Annotated in this window: 14 protein-coding genes and 1 riboswitch; of the genes, 6 read left to right on the forward strand and 8 right to left on the reverse strand. The window is 32.9% G+C overall.

Going from position 1 to position 18,212, the window contains the following annotated elements; genetic code table 11:
• Positions 1–9: 9 nt before the first annotated feature.
• From fusA to rpsL, 3 genes are read right to left on the reverse strand one after another with little or no spacing between them, the layout of a single operon-like run.
• Entirely contained in the window at positions 10–2,139 is a 2,130-nt protein-coding gene (fusA, locus tag G8C43_RS00450; RefSeq protein WP_105297011.1) for an elongation factor G, read from the reverse strand.
• A 7-nt stretch (positions 2,140–2,146) separates the two neighbouring features.
• Positions 2,147–2,623: a 30S ribosomal protein S7 gene (gene rpsG / locus G8C43_RS00455; RefSeq protein WP_055425681.1), complete on the reverse strand. Its 477-nt coding sequence runs from the start codon at positions 2,621–2,623 to the stop codon at positions 2,147–2,149.
• Positions 2,624–2,648: 25 nt separating this feature from the next.
• On the reverse strand, positions 2,649–3,029 hold the full coding sequence (gene rpsL, locus G8C43_RS00460; protein WP_055425682.1) for a 30S ribosomal protein S12: 381 nt from the start codon (positions 3,027–3,029) through the stop codon (positions 2,649–2,651).
• 270 nt (positions 3,030–3,299) lie between these two features.
• On the opposite strand from rpsL, the gene G8C43_RS00465 reads away from it, so the two are divergent.
• The 4 genes from G8C43_RS00465 (at position 3,300) to bshA (ending at position 6,987) form a co-directional block, all read left to right on the forward strand.
• Positions 3,300–4,181, forward strand: a complete 882-nt coding sequence (locus G8C43_RS00465; protein WP_255490388.1) for an EamA family transporter — start codon at positions 3,300–3,302, stop codon at positions 4,179–4,181.
• A gap of 155 nt (positions 4,182–4,336) precedes the next feature.
• A complete protein-coding gene (locus tag G8C43_RS00470) occupies positions 4,337–4,987 on the forward strand; it encodes a protein-L-isoaspartate(D-aspartate) O-methyltransferase (RefSeq protein WP_105297009.1) in 651 nt (216 codons plus the stop codon).
• A gap of 244 nt (positions 4,988–5,231) precedes the next feature.
• Positions 5,232–5,861, forward strand: coding sequence for an alpha/beta hydrolase (locus tag G8C43_RS00475; RefSeq protein WP_105297008.1), 630 nt, complete (start codon positions 5,232–5,234; stop codon positions 5,859–5,861).
• 1 nt (position 5,862) lies between these two features.
• Positions 5,863–6,987, forward strand: a complete 1,125-nt coding sequence (bshA, locus tag G8C43_RS00480; RefSeq protein WP_166003307.1) for an N-acetyl-alpha-D-glucosaminyl L-malate synthase BshA — start codon at positions 5,863–5,865, stop codon at positions 6,985–6,987.
• Positions 6,988–7,017: 30 nt separating this feature from the next.
• Here the strand turns inward: bshA and G8C43_RS00485 are convergent, their stop codons facing one another.
• The 3 genes from G8C43_RS00485 to G8C43_RS00495 form a co-directional block, all read right to left on the reverse strand.
• Entirely contained in the window at positions 7,018–8,199 is a 1,182-nt protein-coding gene (locus G8C43_RS00485) for a homoserine dehydrogenase (protein ID WP_221411571.1), read from the reverse strand.
• Positions 8,200–8,227: 28 nt separating this feature from the next.
• A complete protein-coding gene (locus G8C43_RS00490; protein WP_166003309.1) occupies positions 8,228–9,364 on the reverse strand; it encodes a trans-sulfuration enzyme family protein in 1,137 nt (378 codons plus the stop codon).
• A 159-nt stretch (positions 9,365–9,523) separates the two neighbouring features.
• Positions 9,524–9,621: riboswitch (SAM riboswitch) on the reverse strand.
• Positions 9,622–9,924: 303 nt separating this feature from the next.
• Positions 9,925–10,233: a MerR family transcriptional regulator gene (locus G8C43_RS00495; protein ID WP_166003311.1), complete on the reverse strand. Its 309-nt coding sequence runs from the start codon at positions 10,231–10,233 to the stop codon at positions 9,925–9,927.
• 121 nt (positions 10,234–10,354) lie between these two features.
• On the opposite strand from G8C43_RS00495, the gene G8C43_RS00500 reads away from it, so the two are divergent.
• On the forward strand, positions 10,355–11,122 hold the full coding sequence (locus G8C43_RS00500; RefSeq protein WP_166003313.1) for an SDR family NAD(P)-dependent oxidoreductase: 768 nt from the start codon (positions 10,355–10,357) through the stop codon (positions 11,120–11,122).
• A gap of 68 nt (positions 11,123–11,190) precedes the next feature.
• On the opposite strand, the gene leuS is transcribed toward G8C43_RS00500, so the two are convergent.
• Together leuS and G8C43_RS00510 are read right to left on the reverse strand one after the other, a co-directional pair.
• A complete protein-coding gene (gene leuS / locus G8C43_RS00505) occupies positions 11,191–14,046 on the reverse strand; it encodes a leucine--tRNA ligase (protein WP_166005681.1) in 2,856 nt (951 codons plus the stop codon).
• 142 nt (positions 14,047–14,188) lie between these two features.
• The gene (locus G8C43_RS00510) at positions 14,189–14,824 is read right to left on the reverse strand and encodes a DUF6348 family protein (RefSeq protein ID WP_166003315.1); all 636 of its coding nucleotides are present in this window, start codon (positions 14,822–14,824) and stop codon (positions 14,189–14,191) included.
• Positions 14,825–15,140: 316 nt separating this feature from the next.
• Here G8C43_RS00510 and G8C43_RS00515 point away from each other — a divergent pair, with 316 nt between their 5' ends.
• Entirely contained in the window at positions 15,141–18,209 is a 3,069-nt protein-coding gene (locus G8C43_RS00515) for a T9SS type A sorting domain-containing protein (RefSeq protein WP_166003317.1), read from the forward strand.
• Positions 18,210–18,212: the final 3 nt, after the last annotated feature.

Here is an 18,212-nt window from a genome sequence, read left to right on the forward strand (position 1 = left end):
TTTTAAAAATTAAACGTTTGTACCCTTAGCTTTAGCAATTACTTCATCAGCTATATTCTGAGGAGCTGCTTCATAGTGGTCAAATTCCATAGTTGAAGTAGCACGTCCTGAAGATAAAGTTCTTAAGGAAGTTACATACCCGAACATTTCAGATAATGGAACAAATGCTTTAATAACTTTGGCATTATTTCTATCATCCATTCCGCTTACTGTTGCTCTACGACGGTTTAAGTCTCCAACAATGTCCCCCATATATTCTTCCGGAGTTAAAACTTCCAATTTCATAATAGGTTCCATAATAACCGGTTTTGCTTTCTTAGCTGCTTCTTTGAATCCAAGTTTAGCTGCCAATTCGAAAGATAACTGGTCAGAGTCAACCGCATGGTAAGATCCGTCTTTCAATGTGATCTTCATACCGTCAATCTCATATCCTGCTAAAGGACCATTTTTCATAGCTTCTTTGAAACCTTTTTCAACAGATGGGATAAATTCTCTAGGAATGTTACCACCTTTGATTTCGTTTACGAATTCTAATCCGGTTTTTCCTTCATCAGCAGGTCCGATTTGGAATACAATATCAGCAAATTTACCACGACCACCGGTTTGTTTTTTGTAAACTTCTCTGTGATCAGCAGATCCCATTAAAGCTTCTTTATACTCAACCTGAGGTTGTCCTTGGTTTACTTCAACTTTAAATTCTCTTCTTAAACGGTCTACAATGATGTCAAGGTGAAGCTCACCCATTCCTGAAATTACAGTTTGTCCTGAAGCTTCATCTGTTTTTACTTGGAAAGTTGGATCTTCTTCCGCTAATTTTGATAAAGCCATACCCAATTTATCAACATCCGCTTTAGTTTTAGGTTCTACAGCGATACCGATAACCGGATCAGGGAATACCATGCTTTCCAAAATAATCGGAGATTTTTCATCACAAAGTGTATCTCCTGTTTTAATATCTTTAAATCCAACTGCTGCACCAATATCTCCGGCTTCGATATATTCGATAGGATTTTGTTTATTGGCATGCATTTGATATATTCTGGAAATTCTTTCTTTATCTCCGGATCGAGTGTTTAATACATAAGATCCGGCATCTAAATGCCCGGAATAAGCTCTAAAGAAAGCCAAACGACCAACATAAGGATCGGTAGCAATTTTAAACGCTAAAGCTGCAAACGGTTCTTTTGCATCCGGTTTTCTTGCAATCGGTTCATCAGTTTTAGGATCTGTACCTTCAATAGCTTCTTTATCCAGTGGAGAAGGAAGATAACGGCAAACAGCATCTAACATAAACTGAACCCCTTTATTTTTGAAAGATGATCCGCAAACCATAGGTATAATGCTAATATCTATAGTTGCTTTACGAAGCGCTTCGTGGATTTCTTCTTCCGAAATTGAATCCGGATCTTCAAAGAATTTTTCCATTAAAGTTTCATCGTACTCAGCAACTGCTTCGATAAGGTTTTGGCGATATTCCATTACCTCCTCTTTCATATCTTCCGGGATATCTACAATATCAAAAGTAGAACCGAAGTTATCATTATGCCATACAATAGCACGGTTTTTAACTAAGTCAACTACCCCTTTGAAATCTTCTTCAGATCCTATAGGTAATACGATAGGAACCGCATTAGATCCTAACATTTCTTTAACCTGACGGCATACATTAAGGAAGTCAGAACCTTGTCTGTCCATTTTGTTTACAAATCCCATTCTTGGAACTTTGTAATTATCCGCAAGTCTCCAGTTAGTTTCAGATTGAGGCTCAACACCGTCAACCGCACTAAATAAGAAAACTAATCCGTCTAATACCCTTAATGAACGGTTCACCTCAACAGTAAAGTCAACGTGTCCCGGAGTGTCGATAATATTAAAGTGGTAAGACTGTGTATCCGGTAGTTTTTTACCGTCATCAGTTAATGGGAAATTCCAATTACATGTAGTAGCTGCAGAAGTAATAGTGATTCCTCTTTCAGCTTCTTGAACCATCCAGTCCATCGTTGAAGCTCCATCATGAACTTCTCCGATTTTATGGTTTACTCCGGTATAAAATAAAATTCTTTCCGTTGTAGTTGTCTTTCCTGCATCAATGTGAGCAGCAATACCTATATTACGTGTATATTTTAAATCTCTAGACATATTTTCTTTAGAATTTGAAATGTGAGAATGCTTTATTAGCTTCAGCCATACGATGCGTATCGGTTTTCTTTTTAACTGCAGCACCTTCCTCTTTAGCAGCGGCAATAATTTCAGCAGCTAACTTTTGAGACATGGACTTTTCATTTCTATCTCTTGAATATTTTATTAACCATTTCATCGCCATAGAAATTTTTCTATCCGGACGAATAGGCATTGGAATCTGGAAGTTAGCTCCCCCAACTCTTCTGCTACGTACTTCAACGTGAGGCATTACGTTTTCTAAAGCATCTTTCCAAATTTCCAGAGATGTTTTTTCCTGATTTTCTTTTTTAGTTTCTACGATTTCCAACGCATCGTAAAAAATTTTAAAAGCTATGCTTTTTTTACCGTCTTTCATTAAGTTATTAACGAAACGAGTTACTAACTGATCGTTAAACTTAGGATCCGGTAAAAGCGGACGTTTTTTTGCTTTCGTTTTTCTCATTTTACCTGAATAATTTCGTTATTACTTATTTTTTCTCTTTAGGTCGTTTAGCTCCGTATTTACTTCTTCTTTGTAAACGTCCTTGAACACCAGCTGTGTCTAAAGCACCTCTGACAATGTGATAACGAACACCAGGTAAATCTTTTACCCTTCCGCCTCTCACCAATACTATCGAGTGCTCTTGCAGATTATGTCCTTCTCCCGGGATGTACGCATTAACCTCTTTACCGTTAGTTAAACGAACTCTGGCTACTTTTCTAAGTGCTGAATTCGGTTTCTTAGGTGTAGTGGTATATACACGAGTACATACTCCACGTCTTTGTGGACAAGAATCTAAAGCAGCCGATTTACTCTTCTTGGTAAGTGTGGCTCTTCCTTTTCTTACTAATTGTTGAATAGTTGGCATTTATGCTCTTTTAATTTTTAAGTTTGCAAATGTAGTGCTTTTTATTCATAAATGCAAAAAATAATACGCCCATAATCCACTGATTCATATGATTATTTATTTAAAATTTTATCTTTATAAATGATAATTGTTTAATCTAAATTTAAAAAAAATCAAGAATTGAATGAATTTTTCGTCAAGTATCTGAATTTAAGTTTTTAACTTTGAACCTGCTTAAAATTATATAAATACAAATAAATGAATGTGAACTACTTAAAATCGCTATTTTTTGTGGCGTTTGCAGCAGCTTCTTATGGAGTATTGGCAACTTTTGTTCGTCTGTCTTATAACGACGGTTATACTACTGCGGAGGTTACCTTTTCTCAAGCGGTCCTCGGCTTGCTAGGTCTTATCATACTTCATGGTTTTAGTAAAAATAAACAGGTAAGTAAAGAAAAAAAATACACTTTAAAAGATAAAGTATATTTAGTTTTGTGTGGAACATCTTTTGGTCTTACCAGCACCTTTTATTATTTAGCTGTCCATTACAGAATCCCTGTATCCATATGCATAGTTTTACTTATGCAGGCGGTATGGATGGGTGCATTAGTGGATTTTATTGTAAATCGTAAGAAACCTACACTTGTTGAAATTGTAGCCATTATAACTATTCTTTTGGGTACTTTATTAGCAACCAATCTTATTAATGAATCTCACGTTCATTTGAATGCAACAGGTGTAATTTTTGGAATTTTAGCAGCACTATCCTATACTTTTTCTATGTTTACGTCCAATAAAGTAGCCTTATCTATGCCCTCTACTTTGCGGTCTGTTTATCTGCTAGTAGGAGCCACCCTTATGGTTTCATTAATTTGGGCTCATGCGCTGATAACTGAACCGTTCCATTTTTCAATATTCTATAAATGGGGTATTATATTAGCTGTTTTCGGAACTATTCTTCCTCCCTTTTTATTTACCAAAGGTATGCCGGTGGTGGGAATCGGAATAGGAAGTATAATTGCTTCCTTGGAACTTCCGGTTTCTGTTATGATGGCTAAATTTGTGCTTAGCGAAAAAGTAACTTCCCTGCAATGGGTGGGCATTGTACTTATCCTTATCGCTATTGTTTTACTTAATTTAACTTTTATTCTTCCCAAAAGATTAAAAAAATAAAAAAATTCAAAAAAAATACAAATAAGATAAAAATAAGGATCTTTTTAAATTACAATAATTTTCATGTAAAAAATATTTTTTATCGCTTAATTTTCGCCTTTATGCGTCCCGGTAAATATTGTTTCTCATTGATATTTTAAATAACTTGCAAGACAATGAAACAGGATACATTAAAACATAAAGGAAAGAGAAATAAACTAATTAATTTACTTAAGCAAAAAGGAATAAATGATGAAATTGTATTAAATGCCCTAAATAAAATTCCTCGTCATCTTTTTATAGATTCAATATTTGAAGATCTAGCTTATGAAGACCGAGCTTTTCCAATATTATCTAATCAAACGATTTCCCATCCATTTACAGTAGCTTTTCAAACTCAATTATTACACGTTCAGAAAGGAGAAAAAGTTTTAGAAATCGGAACGGGTTCCGGATATCAAACTTCTGTTTTAGTAGCCCTAGGAGCACAAGTCTTTACCATTGAAAGACAAAAAGAATTATTTGAATTCTCCAAAAGAATTCTTAAAAAAATTAATTTCACTCCTAAACATCAAATTTTTGGCGATGGATATTTAGGTCTTCCTTCTTTTGCTCCTTTTGATAAAATTATAGTGACAGCGGGGGTTCCCACCATGCCTAAAAAGTTATTGGAGCAATTAGCAGTTGGAGGGGTCATGGTTATTCCTATAGGAGAAAAAGAGCAAAAAATGTATACAGTTCTTAAATTAGATGAAAATACATTTGAGACTATGGAGTTTGGAGATTATCAATTTGTTCCCATGTTAGAAAATAGAGTGATTGAATAAAAAATCGATTGGTTACTACTAATAATTTTAAACCGTATCTATTTTACTAAAAAGCATTATGTTTTAATAATTTGAAAAAATATAATCTAATTTTCTTATTAACAATTGATCTAAAAAATCATTTTCAAGATACTCACTAAGAAGCATAAATTTCATAAGAAACGTATAGATAACGTTAGATCGCTTGATCCTCTAAAATGTATTATACAAAAAAGAGTATCTTTGTTTTACTAAATTTCTAAATATGGTCCATTATTTATTAAGAGAACCTAAGTCAGCTACCGAGACGCCTTCATTAATACTTTTACTGCATGGATATGGAAGTAATGAGCAAGATTTGTTCAGTTTTGCAGAAGAATTACCCGATGATGCCTACGTGATTAGTTTACGAGCCATACGAGAAATTAGCATGGGTGGATATGCCTGGTACGATTTAGATTTTACTTCAGGAGCCAAAATGATTAATTCCGACCAGGCCATTGAATCGCAAAAAATTATTATGAAATTTTTGGATCAAATCCAAACTAAATATCCTTTCGATACTAATTCCATAACCTTATTAGGTTTTAGTCAAGGAGCAATCCTTTCCTTTTCATTAGCATTACACCATCCTAAAAGGTTTAAAAAAATAGCCTGTTTAAGTGGATATCCGGACCCGGAATTATTGAAAGACGTAAACATGGGGGATGATTTTTCACAATTGGAATTTTTCTTTTCACATGGAAAAGAAGATCCTATTATTCCCATTCAATGGTCTCGTCAATTCAAATCAATATGTGAAGAATTAGATTTAGATTATGAATATCATGAATACAATGAAGGTCATGGCATAAATTCTGAAAACTATTATGATCTTTTAAATTTTTTGCAATAAAATGAAAATTGGAATTGTTTGTTATCCTACTTTCGGTGGGAGCGGGATAGTTGCCACCCAATTAGGAATGGAGATGGCCGCATTAGGTAATGAAGCTCATTTTATAAGCTATAGCATTCCGGCAAAGCTGGATGTCACTTTGCCTAATGTATATTTTCATCAAGTTTGCGTTAAACAATATCCTTTATTTGAATATCAACCCTTTTCCTTAGCATTGTCTACAATCATTGTAAATGTTGCAGAAACTTACGGATTAGATTTGCTGCATGTACATTATGCAATACCTCATGCCTATGCAGCCTATTTTGCCAAGCAAATTTTAAAAGAGAAGGGTGTTGACTTACCGGTAATCACTACCTTACACGGTACAGATATTACTTTGGTAGGAAGTCATCCCATTTATAAATCCGGTGTCGAATTTTCGATCAATAAATCCGATTATATAACCTCAGTTTCCCAAAGTTTAAAACAAGATACTTTTGAGGCATTTACTATAAAAAAAGACATTGAAGTAATTCCGAATTTTATTGATAATTCTGTTAAAATATCAAGCCCGTGTATCCGAAAGAATTTTGCTTCTGAAGATGAAAAATTACTTATCCATGTATCTAACTTGAGAAAAATTAAACGCATTGATGATGTAATGTCGATTTTCAATCTGGTACAAAAAGAAGTTAAATCGAAACTTTTGATTGTTGGAGAAGGACCGGAGACAGAAACCATTGAGCATTTAACTAAAGTGTATCATTTGGAGGATAAAATCAAAACATTGGGAAAAATGGTTGATGTATCTTCAATTTTAAGCATTGCAGATCTATTTTTATTACCTTCTGAACAAGAAAGTTTCGGATTGGCAGCCTTAGAAGCAATGGCCTGTGGCATACCTGTTATTTCAAGTAATGCCGGTGGAATTACAGAAGTTAATAAAGACGGTTTTTCAGGATTTGTATCGCCTGTTGGTGACGTTCCTTCCATGGCAAAGAATGCCATTAGGCTGCTGAAAGATGAAAAAATGCTTTCACTTTTCAAAAAACAAGCGAAAGATCAAGCGTTACTTTTTGATAATTCTAAGATAATTCCTTTATATAAAGAATTGTATGACCGAGCATTGGGCAATCATAACTAAATAGTTGAATTTACATACTTATCAACCCAATCAGCTGAAAAAAATAACATTTATATTCGGGTCTTTAATCCATGAAGAATGCGCTAATTTATGTAAACAGATGAAGCCTATAAAATAATTACCTGAAAGGCTGCTGTATTGTTCTTCGATGGACTCAAAATCATCAAAACCGGAAAATTGATCGTGATATCTCACATAAACTTTATAAATTTTAGTATCTACTAATTGTAATTGTTTATTTAGATGAATATATTTCTTGTTTTCATATCTGTAATCATACGTTAAAGCTGAAATATCAGAAAGCACGGCAGATCCGGTGGGTTTATCTCCGGCACCTTTACCAATCATAAGTTGCTTTTCAGAAAAAGCACTTTCTAAAACCACTCCATTATATTCATAATTTACATGAGCTAATGTATTTTCTTTTTCTATAAAAGTAGGAGCACAAAAACCCGTAATTTCATTATTATTTTTATTGCATCTTGCTATTAACTTGATTGTTAAATTTCTTTGACGAGCAAATTCCAAGTCAAAATCACTAATTCTTGATATTCCAAAATTAAATATAGATTCCGGTTTAGTAATAAGTCCAAAAGCATGAAAAAGAATAATACACAATTTATATTTAGGATCAATTCCCTCAACATCTAAGGTAGGATCTGATTCTGCGAATCCTTTCTCTTGTGCTTCTTTTAAAACGACAGGATAAGAAAGTTTTTCATGGATCATTTTGGTTAAAATGAAATTGGTAGAACCATTAAAAATTCCCGATACCGATGTTAATAAATCATTGTCATAATATTCTTCTAAATTTCTGATGATGGGAATACTGGCACAAACAGAGGCTTCATAGAGTAGGGGAACATGGTATTCTTTTTCCAACTTTAGAAGTTCAGGTAAATGTTCAGCAATCATCTTTTTATTTGCCGAAACTACAGCTTTTCCGTTTTTCATGGCCTCTGAAACAATATCAAAAGCAGCATCAGCATCATCTATTAATTCGACAATAACTTCAATTTCAGGGTCCGATAATAACTCGTATTTATCAGTAGTAAAATACTTTTTATCGATTGATCTCGGTTTATCGGGATGTTTGATACATATTTTTTTAATATTTGCATCTACACTTTCGGCTTCTTCTAACACTTTATACAATCCAGTTCCCACACATCCAAATCCAAAAATTCCTAATTTAAGTTTATTTCTTATCATTCAATTATTCAATTTATAAAATTAACCGTTAATCTAAAGCTTGTTTGATATCATTAATCAGGTCATCAACATTTTCAATTCCTACCGATAAACGAATTAAAGAATCTTGAATTCCTGTTTCTTTACGAACTTCAAGAGGGGTTGATTTATGGGTCATGGTGGCAGGATGGCTACCCAAACTCCTAACATCGCCTAAATTTTCAGCTAAAAGGAAAATTTTGGTACGGGTTAAAAAATCTTTTGCCGCTTCTAAAGTATCTTCTTTTAAACTAAAAGATACCATCCCGCCAAACCCTTTTTGTTGTTTGGCCGCAATATGATGGTTGGGATGATTTTTTAATCCCGGATAATATACTTTATCTACTTTGGGATGTGTAGTTAAAAATTCAGCAATTTTTTGAGCATTTTGTGAATGTTTTTCCATACGCAGAGATAGAGTTTGAATTCCGCGTAAAGTTAACCAACTATCAAAAGGAGAGAGTACGCCCCCTGAGGTATTTTGTAAATATTTTAATTCTTCGGCTATTTTAGGATCTTTCACAACTATAAATCCGGATAAAACGTCTCCATGTCCTGAAAGATATTTAGTTCCACTGTGTACAACAATATCTGCTCCTAAACGTATCGGTTGTTGTAAAGCAGGAGATAAAAATGTATTATCTACAATTAATAATGCTCCCACTTGTTTGGAAATTTTAGCGATTTCTTCAATGTCGGATATTTTTAAAGTTGGATTTGTAGGGGTTTCCAGCCATATGAAGCGAGTTTTATTTGAAACTGCATGTAAGACATTTTGAATATCAGTAGTATCAATAAATTTAGAGGTTACACCAAATTTATTATAAACCGTAGTAACTATTCGATAAGTACCTCCGTAAACATCATTTACAGCGATAATTTCATCCCCTTGTTTTAATAACTTTAAAACACAATCCGTTGCTGCCAATCCCGATGAAAAAGCAAATCCGGCAATACCGCCCTCTAATTCAGCAATGGCTTGTTCTACAACTTTACGAGTAGGATTAGCCGTTCTTGTATAAGCAAATCCTTTATTCACATCCGGTTCTTCCTGAACATAAGAAGAGGTTTGGTAAATAGGAGTAGAAATAGCTCCGGTAAGTACATCAGGAGTAGAAATATGTACTAATTTTGTTTCTAATTTCATGACTAGGTTGTTTTTTCTAATTAATAAATGCCTTAAAATTCATTAATCATCATAAAACAACTTATACAAGATTCCCATTTAAATGCTAAATTATGAATTAGCTTCTTTTTGTAGGTCGAAAGAAGCTCGTATTATTTGTATTTGTATGTAAGCTGTTTCGACTTATCTTTCCTTTACGGTTGGATGCAGCACCTACTCATATAAGAGGGTTGCTAAGGTATCATAGGGCCAATTCCCTCCACCTTTCTTGATAAGTAATTTTATTAATGATCGCTAAATATATTACAAAGATACGTTTTATTTTTTAATTTCCAATAAAAAACGATTTTATTATAATATTTATAAAGGTAATGTATTTTTAATAATCATTATAATATAAGATATAAAGTATGCTAGATATAAATCAATTTACCTACAGAAGCATTTAAATAACCGTCGAAATTAATTCTAAGTTTAAAAAAATACAATTTTTTGAAATGGTAACTAATTTATATTAAGATCAATAATAATATTATATAATGTAAATGATTTTTTAATAACCCATTTATTTACTACTGATTTTATTTGTTGGTAAGCTTTTTTAATACATTTTCAATCAATTGCATTCGGCTGTCTAATTTTTGTGAAGCAGCATCTAATGTAAACCCTTCTTCCAATAATTCTTTTATTAAAATCATTTTTTTAATATTTTCATAATTGTATCTTCTGTTTTTTCCTTCCTGTTCTGTAAGACTTTTGATAATTCCTTTATCTTCCCAATACCTAATTTGTCGGGTAGGAATTCCCGTTATTTGAGAAACTTCGCCAATGCCCACAATTAATTGCTCTAAAAATTTAAAATCGAAAGATAAATGATTGGTTTCGTTCATTTTGTAAATTATTTACATTATTTGAAGTAAATATACAAAATAAAAGTTAAATTTGTAATTGTAAATAATTTACATAAAATGTAAATATTTAACAATAAAATATAATTAAAATTTAAATACTATGTTCATAGACAAAAATGTTATTATAACCGGCGCTACTGAAGGAATAGGCTTGGGAATTGCTCGTGCTTTCGCCCAACAAAGAGCAAATCTTGTTCTAATTGCCAGAGATCCTCAAAAATTAAAAAACATCAAAGAAGAATTTTCGTCGTATCACGTAACTGTTTCTCTGATTTCTGCGGATTTAACGGAAATTGAAAAATTACCTTCAGTTGGTAAACTAATTTTAGAAAAAGTAAAAACAGTTGATGTGTTAATTAATAATGCTGGAATCGGTCGTTTTAATCCTTTTGAAGAAACATCTGAAGATTTATTAGATAAACACATTAATCTTAATATGAAAGCGCCTTATATGCTGACTCAAAATTTGTATCAATCTTTGAAAAAATCCAAAGGAAATATAATTAATATTTCATCTTATTTTTCACACAGAATGTTACCGGGAAGAGAATCTACTGCTTACTCCATGACAAAGGGCGGTATAGATTCATTTACTAAATCATTGGCTTTTGAGGCAGGAAAAGATGGAATTCGGGTTAATGCTATTGCTCCGGGAAGTATTGATACGCCGCTTCTACGATATAATTTAGAACAGCTAAGCGAAGAAGGTAAAACAAATTTTCATACAATGATTAAATCTATATATCCGATGGGTAGTATTGGAACGATAGAAGATATTGGGGCGGCTGCTGTTTTCCTGGCTTCCGATCAAGCCCAATGGATTACCGGAACGATTCTACCGGTTGATGGTGGATTAACAACTAATTAGTTAATAAAAGGTAGCATAAAAAAATATAAAAAAACCAATCCGTTTTGGGATTGGTTTTTTAAGTCTATTTATAGTACAATATTGACAATTCGTTTAGGCACTACAATAACCTTTTTAGGTTGTTTGCCGTCAAGATAATTCGGTGTTTTTTCATGAGCCATTACTGCTTCTTCAATTTCTTTAGGAGTAGCGGAAATAGGCATTTCAATTTTAAAACGTACTTTTCCATTAAAACTAACCGGATATTCATGTATTTCGGAAACAAGATATTCAGCGTTAAATTCAGGGAATGCTTGAAATTCAATGCTGTTTTCATGTCCTAATTTTTCCCATAGCTCTTCTGCAATATGTGGAGCATAAGGAGAGATTAAAATGCACAAAGATTCTAAAATTTCTCTTTTATAACATTTTATTTTTACCAAATCATTGGTAGCAATCATAAAAGAACTTATGGATGTATTGAAAGAAAAGTTATCCAAATCCTCTTTAACTTTTTTTATTAATTGATGAATTATTTTTTGTTCTTCTTTAATAGGTTTTTCATCTGATATAAAGAAAGTTTCTCCTTCACCGGAATGATACAGTTTCCAGAATTTTTTTAAGAATCCATGAACTCCGCTAAGTCCTTGAGTATTCCAAGGTTTAGCCTGTTCAATAGGTCCTAAAAACATTTCATACATACGTAAGCTGTCGGCTCCGTATTCATCACAAACATCATCCGGATTAATAACATTGTAGTAAGATTTTGACATCTTTTCTACTTCTCTCCCGCATATAAATTTACCTTCTTCAAGAATAAACTCTGCATTTTTGAATTCATCTCTCCAATTTCTTAATTTTTCTAAATCAACTTCATCTGTAGTTCCTTTAAGAAGTTTTACATCAATATGCAGTGGAGTGGTATCTTGTGCTTCATGTAATAAATTGTAAGAGATGAAGTTATTAGTTCCATTAATTCGGTAGATATAAGCACTTTGACCTAAAATCATCCCTTGATTAATTAATTTTTGGAACGGTTCTTCTTGGGCGCAGTATCCATAATCTTTTAAAAATTTATTCCAAAAACGTGAATACAATAAATGTCCCGTAGCATGTTCACTTCCTCCTATATATAAATCTACATTTTCCCAATAATTTATTTTTTTAGTATCTGCAAAGCTAGAATGGTTAGTTGGATCTGTGTATCTAAGAAAATACCAGGAACTTCCGGCCCAACCGGGCATTGTATTCAAATCTAAAGGAAAAATCGTGGTATGATTAATACGGTCGTTACTTACAACTTGTTCATTTTCAGTATCCCAGGCCCATTGTGTAGCACGTCCCAATGGAGGGTCTCCGTCTTCAGTGGGCAAATATTTTTCAACCTCCGGAAGGAGTAAAGGTAGTGCGGATTCCGGTAAAGCATAGGGAATATCATTTTTATAATATATAGGAATAGGTTCCCCCCAATATCGTTGACGAGAAAAAACGGCATCTCGTAATCGGTAGTTGGTAGTTCCGTGCCCGATTTTCATTTTTTCTATTTCCTCAATAATTTTAGCTTGAGCATCTTTAACAGTCAATCCGTCTAAAATTTGGGAATTGATACAGACCCCTTCTTTGGAAGAAAAAGCCTCTTCTTGAACATCGGTTCCTCCTTTAATTACTTCAACAATTGGAAGTCCAAAATGTTTAGCAAATCGATGATCGCGCTCATCGTGAGCAGGAACAGCCATTATGGCACCTGTTCCGTATCCATATAATACGTAATCTGCAATATAAATAGGAATTTTTTTATGAGTAAAAGGATTTATAGCATAAGCACCGGTAAATTGTCCTGAAACAGTTTTAGCATCTGCGATTCGCTCTCTTTCCGATCGTTTGGTGCTTTGATCTTTATATTGGTTTACGGCTTCGTAATAGGTGCCGGTAGTAATTTGATCCACAAGAGGATGTTCAGGAGACATAACCATATAAGTAGCACCAAATATTGTATCCGGACGAGTGGTGAAAATTGTCACGGTTGTCTCGGAATCAGCAACAGCAAAATTGATTTCTGCTCCTAAAGATTTACCGATCCAATTACGTTGACTTTCTTTGATTGATTCGCTCCAATCGATGGTTTCCAATCCGGATAGAAGTCTTTCAGCATAAGCTGTGATCCGCATGGACCATTGCATCATACTTTTTTGATAGACAGGAAATCCTCCTCGTTCAGAAACTCCGTTTACTACTTCATCATTTGCCAGAACCGTTCCTAAAGCCGGACACCAGTTAACGGTTGTTTCTGCGCGATAAGCCAATCGATAATTTAAAAGAATATGTTGTTTTTTTTCATCTGAAAAACGGTTCCAATCTTCAGCCGAAAATATTTCAATTGGTGAGGTACAGGCATTTATTTTAGCATTACCTTCCTTTGAAAAAATATCTATTAATTCAGTAATAGGACGAGCCTCTTGCGAAGCAGTATTGTAATATGAATTAAAAAGTTGGATGAATATCCATTGGGTCCATTTGTAATAGCCGGGATCAGATGTTCTCACTTCACGATTCCAGTCAAAAGAAAATCCCAATTTTTTCAACTGATTGTTATATCCTGCAATAACATTGTCTTTATTATCTATACCCCCGTTAATATTAACTTCTGTGGTTATCGCCGGATGTTGGCCTGTTTGAATAGCATATTGTTCAGCAGGAAGCCCGAAACTGTCATAACCAATGGGATGAAGTACATTAAAACCTTGATGGCGTTTAAACCTTGCATAAATATCAGAGGCAATATAACCCAGTGGATGACCTACATGTAAACCTGCTCCCGAAGGATACGGAAACATATCCAACACATAAAACTTGGGTTTATCTGTATGGTTTGAAGCAGCAAATGTTTGTTGCTCTTTCCATTTTTTTTGCCATTTTTTTTCGATTTCCTGAAAATTATATTGCATGGGTAAAATTGAATTAATTTTTTGCAAAGGTAATGATTTATTCAATTTTTAAAATTGTATTTCAGCTCAAAGCATACGTATTAATTACAATAGTAAAAAAAAAGATATATGATATGAAATATATATAATAATTCTTACAAACTTACTTACGCTTCAATATAATAAAATTTCTTAGACTGTAAAATTTATCGGAATTGTCCCATGCAACTGTTTTCAATTTATTTTCCATTTCCGGCCATACTTCATTATTTTTTAAAGTTTCAATCATAATCTCCCGGCTGTTAACATTAGCATAATAGATGCGAAGCCAATATAAATCTTCCTCTAGATTTTCCTCTTGAATTTGTTCCTCTATGATTTTAAATAAATTCTCGGGAATATTGAAATCGCCTTTGCACCCAAAATTACCGATATATACCTTCCATTTGTTGCCTTTGATCTCCCATTCTTCAATTCCGATTTGATCATCATTAGTAATTTGCCAAAAAGCAGATAAAAACACATGAAATGAATTAGCGACAAAATTTTGAAAAGCATTTTGTATGGCACTAATTTTATTTTTACCAATACCTAAGTAGCTTTCCGAGATAGTTTTTTTACTGGCTAAAAGTAAGGTTATATATAAACGTATACTAGCTCCGTTTTCATATTCTTTAAAATCAAATGTTTCAGCACGCATGGCAGGAAGTTGTTCATCAACTAAAAGCCAGTCTTTATATTCAATGCTGGGTAGGTCATGAGCAAGAAGCATATTAGCGAGAATTTCTTGAGGTGACATAGATTATTTTTCTTCAAAATTACATAATATCTTTTTTAATACTTCAACTAGTACAAGTACGAAACTCACAAATACCACTTCTTATATTTATCATAAATCGCATTGATTCTAAAAAAATATTTTGATACAAAATTTTAATAGACAATTATAAATTATTTATATTATGTTTATTATGTATATTAAATTTAAAATTGTCAATTCTACAATATAATTAATTACAAATATTAATTTTTTTAATTGTAAAACCTTTATATATATATTTAATAAAAATAAAATAATATATTTGTTGCTTTAATTAAATATTAATCATTTAACTATGAGAAAATTATACTTAATACTTCTTATAGGGGCTAATTCTATATTTACATCTGCGCAAAAAGGTAGAGTAATCGGGCCGGGTGGAGTTCCCGGTGCTGTTTTATGGATGAAAACAGTCCCTGAAACAAAGAATCTTAACGGTAGATATCTTTGGAAAGATTTTTCAGGAGATTCTTTACGGCTGAATTACTATGATAGTAGTGGAGAGTATATAGTTGAATGGAATCCATTCGGAAGATCCATTAATTTTAATCCTTCAATACTTTTAACCAATCCCTATTCGAGTAAGGAAATTCAAATAAAAAGTGGGAATTTATCTACGGCTACTATTTTAGGTACTTATGCCGAGGCCAATTTATTAGGAAATAAATTTGAATATCCGGACTATATTTTCACACTTAACGGGGTGGAGGGAAAAGGATTTGTCTTAAATAAAGATAAAATCATTCATAGTGATGAAAGCAACAAAGGAGTTTTAGACTATGGTTCTGAAGAAGGCTATGATTTAATGTATCACCCGAACGGAAATTCAGATTTAACGGCTTATCAAGAAAAGACCATGCGTTTGTTCACTTATTTTCGTGCAAATAAACGAGCAACTAACGTATGGGGTGAAAGAATGAGTTCTACCTTATCCATAGGAGAAAAATTTTATTCATTCAATAAATATAACAATTCGACTTATAATACAGATCTTTTTGATCCTAATTCGATATACAGAGCGTATATGCCGGAATTAATCATGTACGATCGTATATTAAATCCGCTTGAAAAAATTAAAGTAGAATCGTATTTAGCCTTAAAATACGGTTTTATGTTAGAAAATTCCTTGATAAATAGTTATGATAAATTACTATGGGACAAAGATGAGAATGTAAAGTATAATCATCGAGTTACAGGTATTTACAGAGATGATATAAGTGGATTATATCAACGAAGAAGTACCACATCCTACGAAGAAAGTCCTTATTTTACTTATTCAGCACAAGGAGACTCCTATGATGAAGCTAATAATTACAATTTACCCAATAAAAATAAATTATTGGTTATTGAAAAATTCCCGGCTAATTCCTTGTCTGATTCTGAATATATGATTTGGGGTGATAATAATAACGATATCAAAACATCTCAGATTGAAAGCATTGCCGGAATGAATATCATGAATCGTCGATGGTTAGTAAATACCGGTAATATCAGTAATACAGAAGAAAAAGACGTAATTTGGAAATTGCCTGAAAATTTAGAAGCAGTAAAAGAAAAATATAAGTTTTCTCAAGTAAAAATGGTTAATGATCGCAGCAAAGATTCTGAGACAGCGATCATGTATACGCAAGATCCCTTGAAAGGATATGAAGGACATGCCTCTTTAACCTTAGGCAATCCTTTTGGAGGAGTTATGTTAAAGTTCGGTACAAAAGAGGTTACAAATCAACAAAAACCAAGTGCTGATTATGGAGTATTCATAGACCATCAAGGAAAAGTATTTACCATTATTAGAGGTATAGTAACACATTATATCAATCACAAAGTAAATGTAGGAGATCGGGTACAAATCGATAAAACTAAAGATGATTTTATCATACGATTTAACGGATATGCCCCCCCAATTCCAGGGTTAGACTCTCCAAATATACCTTTGGATAAGGAAGATATAGATCAACCATTCCATGTCAGTCTGGTCATGTACAAGTGGAATTTAGAATCGATTGTCAAAGATGTGAGGTCCGGAGGATTTGTGAATAGCGGTAACAAAGTTGAATTAGGATATATTCAACATCGCGCGGAAGAATTCTCGGAATATAAAGACGGAAGAACATATCTTTTAATTGACCGATCAGGAAAAGGAGATTTTAAATTAGAAAATACCGATTTTTATTTATCGGATGAATACGATCCATACAGACAAAAAATAATATTTAATAATGTATTCTTTGATACGGATTACAACGGAAAAGATGTATTTACTTTCGGATACCGACCAACCAATATAATTGCTAAAATAAATAAAAGCAATCCAACCTGTGATGCTTCTTCTCATAGTAATAATGACGGATCCGTACAAGTGAAAATTCTAAGAGGAGATGAAGGATTTGAATATGAACTAGTCGATAAAAATGATATGGAAGTAAAAAAATCCGGAGTATTTTATGGTAAAGATTTAAATTTAAGCGGACTTTCAACCGGTGAATATACCTTGAGATTAAAAGAATTGGGCGGTTTCAATATTCTATCCGATTCTACCGGTGTGGAAGCAAAAGCACATAGTATACAAAGTATCGATTGGGATAGAGGAGGATTTTTTGAAACAACAATTAAAGGTTCCAATCAAAATTTCCAGATGGGATTAACTCTTAATCCAAGATCGAATTCAGTAGCCGACATTGCAATCCATGCAGGATTTGAAATCAATCAAGGACGCATATATATAATAAAAGACTATGTAAAAAGTAACACGCCTTTAGCAAATGTTGTGCTTAAGGAAGGTGATCGAGTTCAAATATATAAAGACTTTAACGAAAGACAATCGCCGTATAAAGTATACTATAAAATAAACGGTGAAACCTTTTATACGGAATATATAACCCTTTACCATTTCTTTGCGATTAAATTAAATAATAATGTGGGAGGTGTTTATAATATAAGAAACACAGACGGATTTAATGAATCTCAACCTAATTATTGGAAGTATCAAGGGGCTCATTCCTATCCTAAATCTGAAAATCTATCTAAGAGTATTTTGGAACAAACAATCATTTTGAAAGATGATTGTACGAAAGAGGAAGAAGCAGAAAATCAAGACATACCGGTTAAAACCAATAAAAATGTTCAATTTTATTATAAAGATTTTAAAAACAAATCAGAAATAACCGGTACTATTAAGTTAAAACAACCATCCGGAATTATGATTTCAGTATTCGACTTTTCAGGAAATATGGTTTTGAATAAACATATGAACAAAATCGATACTGAACATACCTTCGATCTTACCGGACTTTCCAAAGGTGTGTATATAGTGAAAATATTTTCCGAAGAAGGTGAATTTACCAAGAAGATTTCAATAAACTAAATT

Source organism: Apibacter sp. B2966 (assembly GCF_011082485.1).
Classification (GTDB): domain Bacteria; phylum Bacteroidota; class Bacteroidia; order Flavobacteriales; family Weeksellaceae; genus Apibacter.

Coding starts and splice junctions, on each gene's coding strand:
- fusA (WP_105297011.1), bottom strand. CDS start 2,139: ATGTCTAGAGATTTAAAATATACACGTAATATAGGTATTGCTGCTCAC.
- rpsG (WP_055425681.1), bottom strand. CDS start 2,623: ATGAGAAAAACGAAAGCAAAAAAACGTCCGCTTTTACCGGATCCTAAG.
- rpsL (WP_055425682.1), bottom strand. CDS start 3,029: ATGCCAACTATTCAACAATTAGTAAGAAAAGGAAGAGCCACACTTACC.
- G8C43_RS00470 (WP_105297009.1), top strand. CDS start 4,337: ATGAAACAGGATACATTAAAACATAAAGGAAAGAGAAATAAACTAATT.
- G8C43_RS00475 (WP_105297008.1), top strand. CDS start 5,232: ATGGTCCATTATTTATTAAGAGAACCTAAGTCAGCTACCGAGACGCCT.
- bshA (WP_166003307.1), top strand. CDS start 5,863: ATGAAAATTGGAATTGTTTGTTATCCTACTTTCGGTGGGAGCGGGATA.
- G8C43_RS00485 (WP_221411571.1), bottom strand. CDS start 8,199: ATGATAAGAAATAAACTTAAATTAGGAATTTTTGGATTTGGATGTGTG.
- G8C43_RS00490 (WP_166003309.1), bottom strand. CDS start 9,364: ATGAAATTAGAAACAAAATTAGTACATATTTCTACTCCTGATGTACTT.
- G8C43_RS00495 (WP_166003311.1), bottom strand. CDS start 10,233: ATGAACGAAACCAATCATTTATCTTTCGATTTTAAATTTTTAGAGCAA.
- G8C43_RS00500 (WP_166003313.1), top strand. CDS start 10,355: ATGTTCATAGACAAAAATGTTATTATAACCGGCGCTACTGAAGGAATA.
- leuS (WP_166005681.1), bottom strand. CDS start 14,046: ATGCAATATAATTTTCAGGAAATCGAAAAAAAATGGCAAAAAAAATGG.
- G8C43_RS00510 (WP_166003315.1), bottom strand. CDS start 14,824: ATGTCACCTCAAGAAATTCTCGCTAATATGCTTCTTGCTCATGACCTA.
- G8C43_RS00515 (WP_166003317.1), top strand. CDS start 15,141: ATGAGAAAATTATACTTAATACTTCTTATAGGGGCTAATTCTATATTT.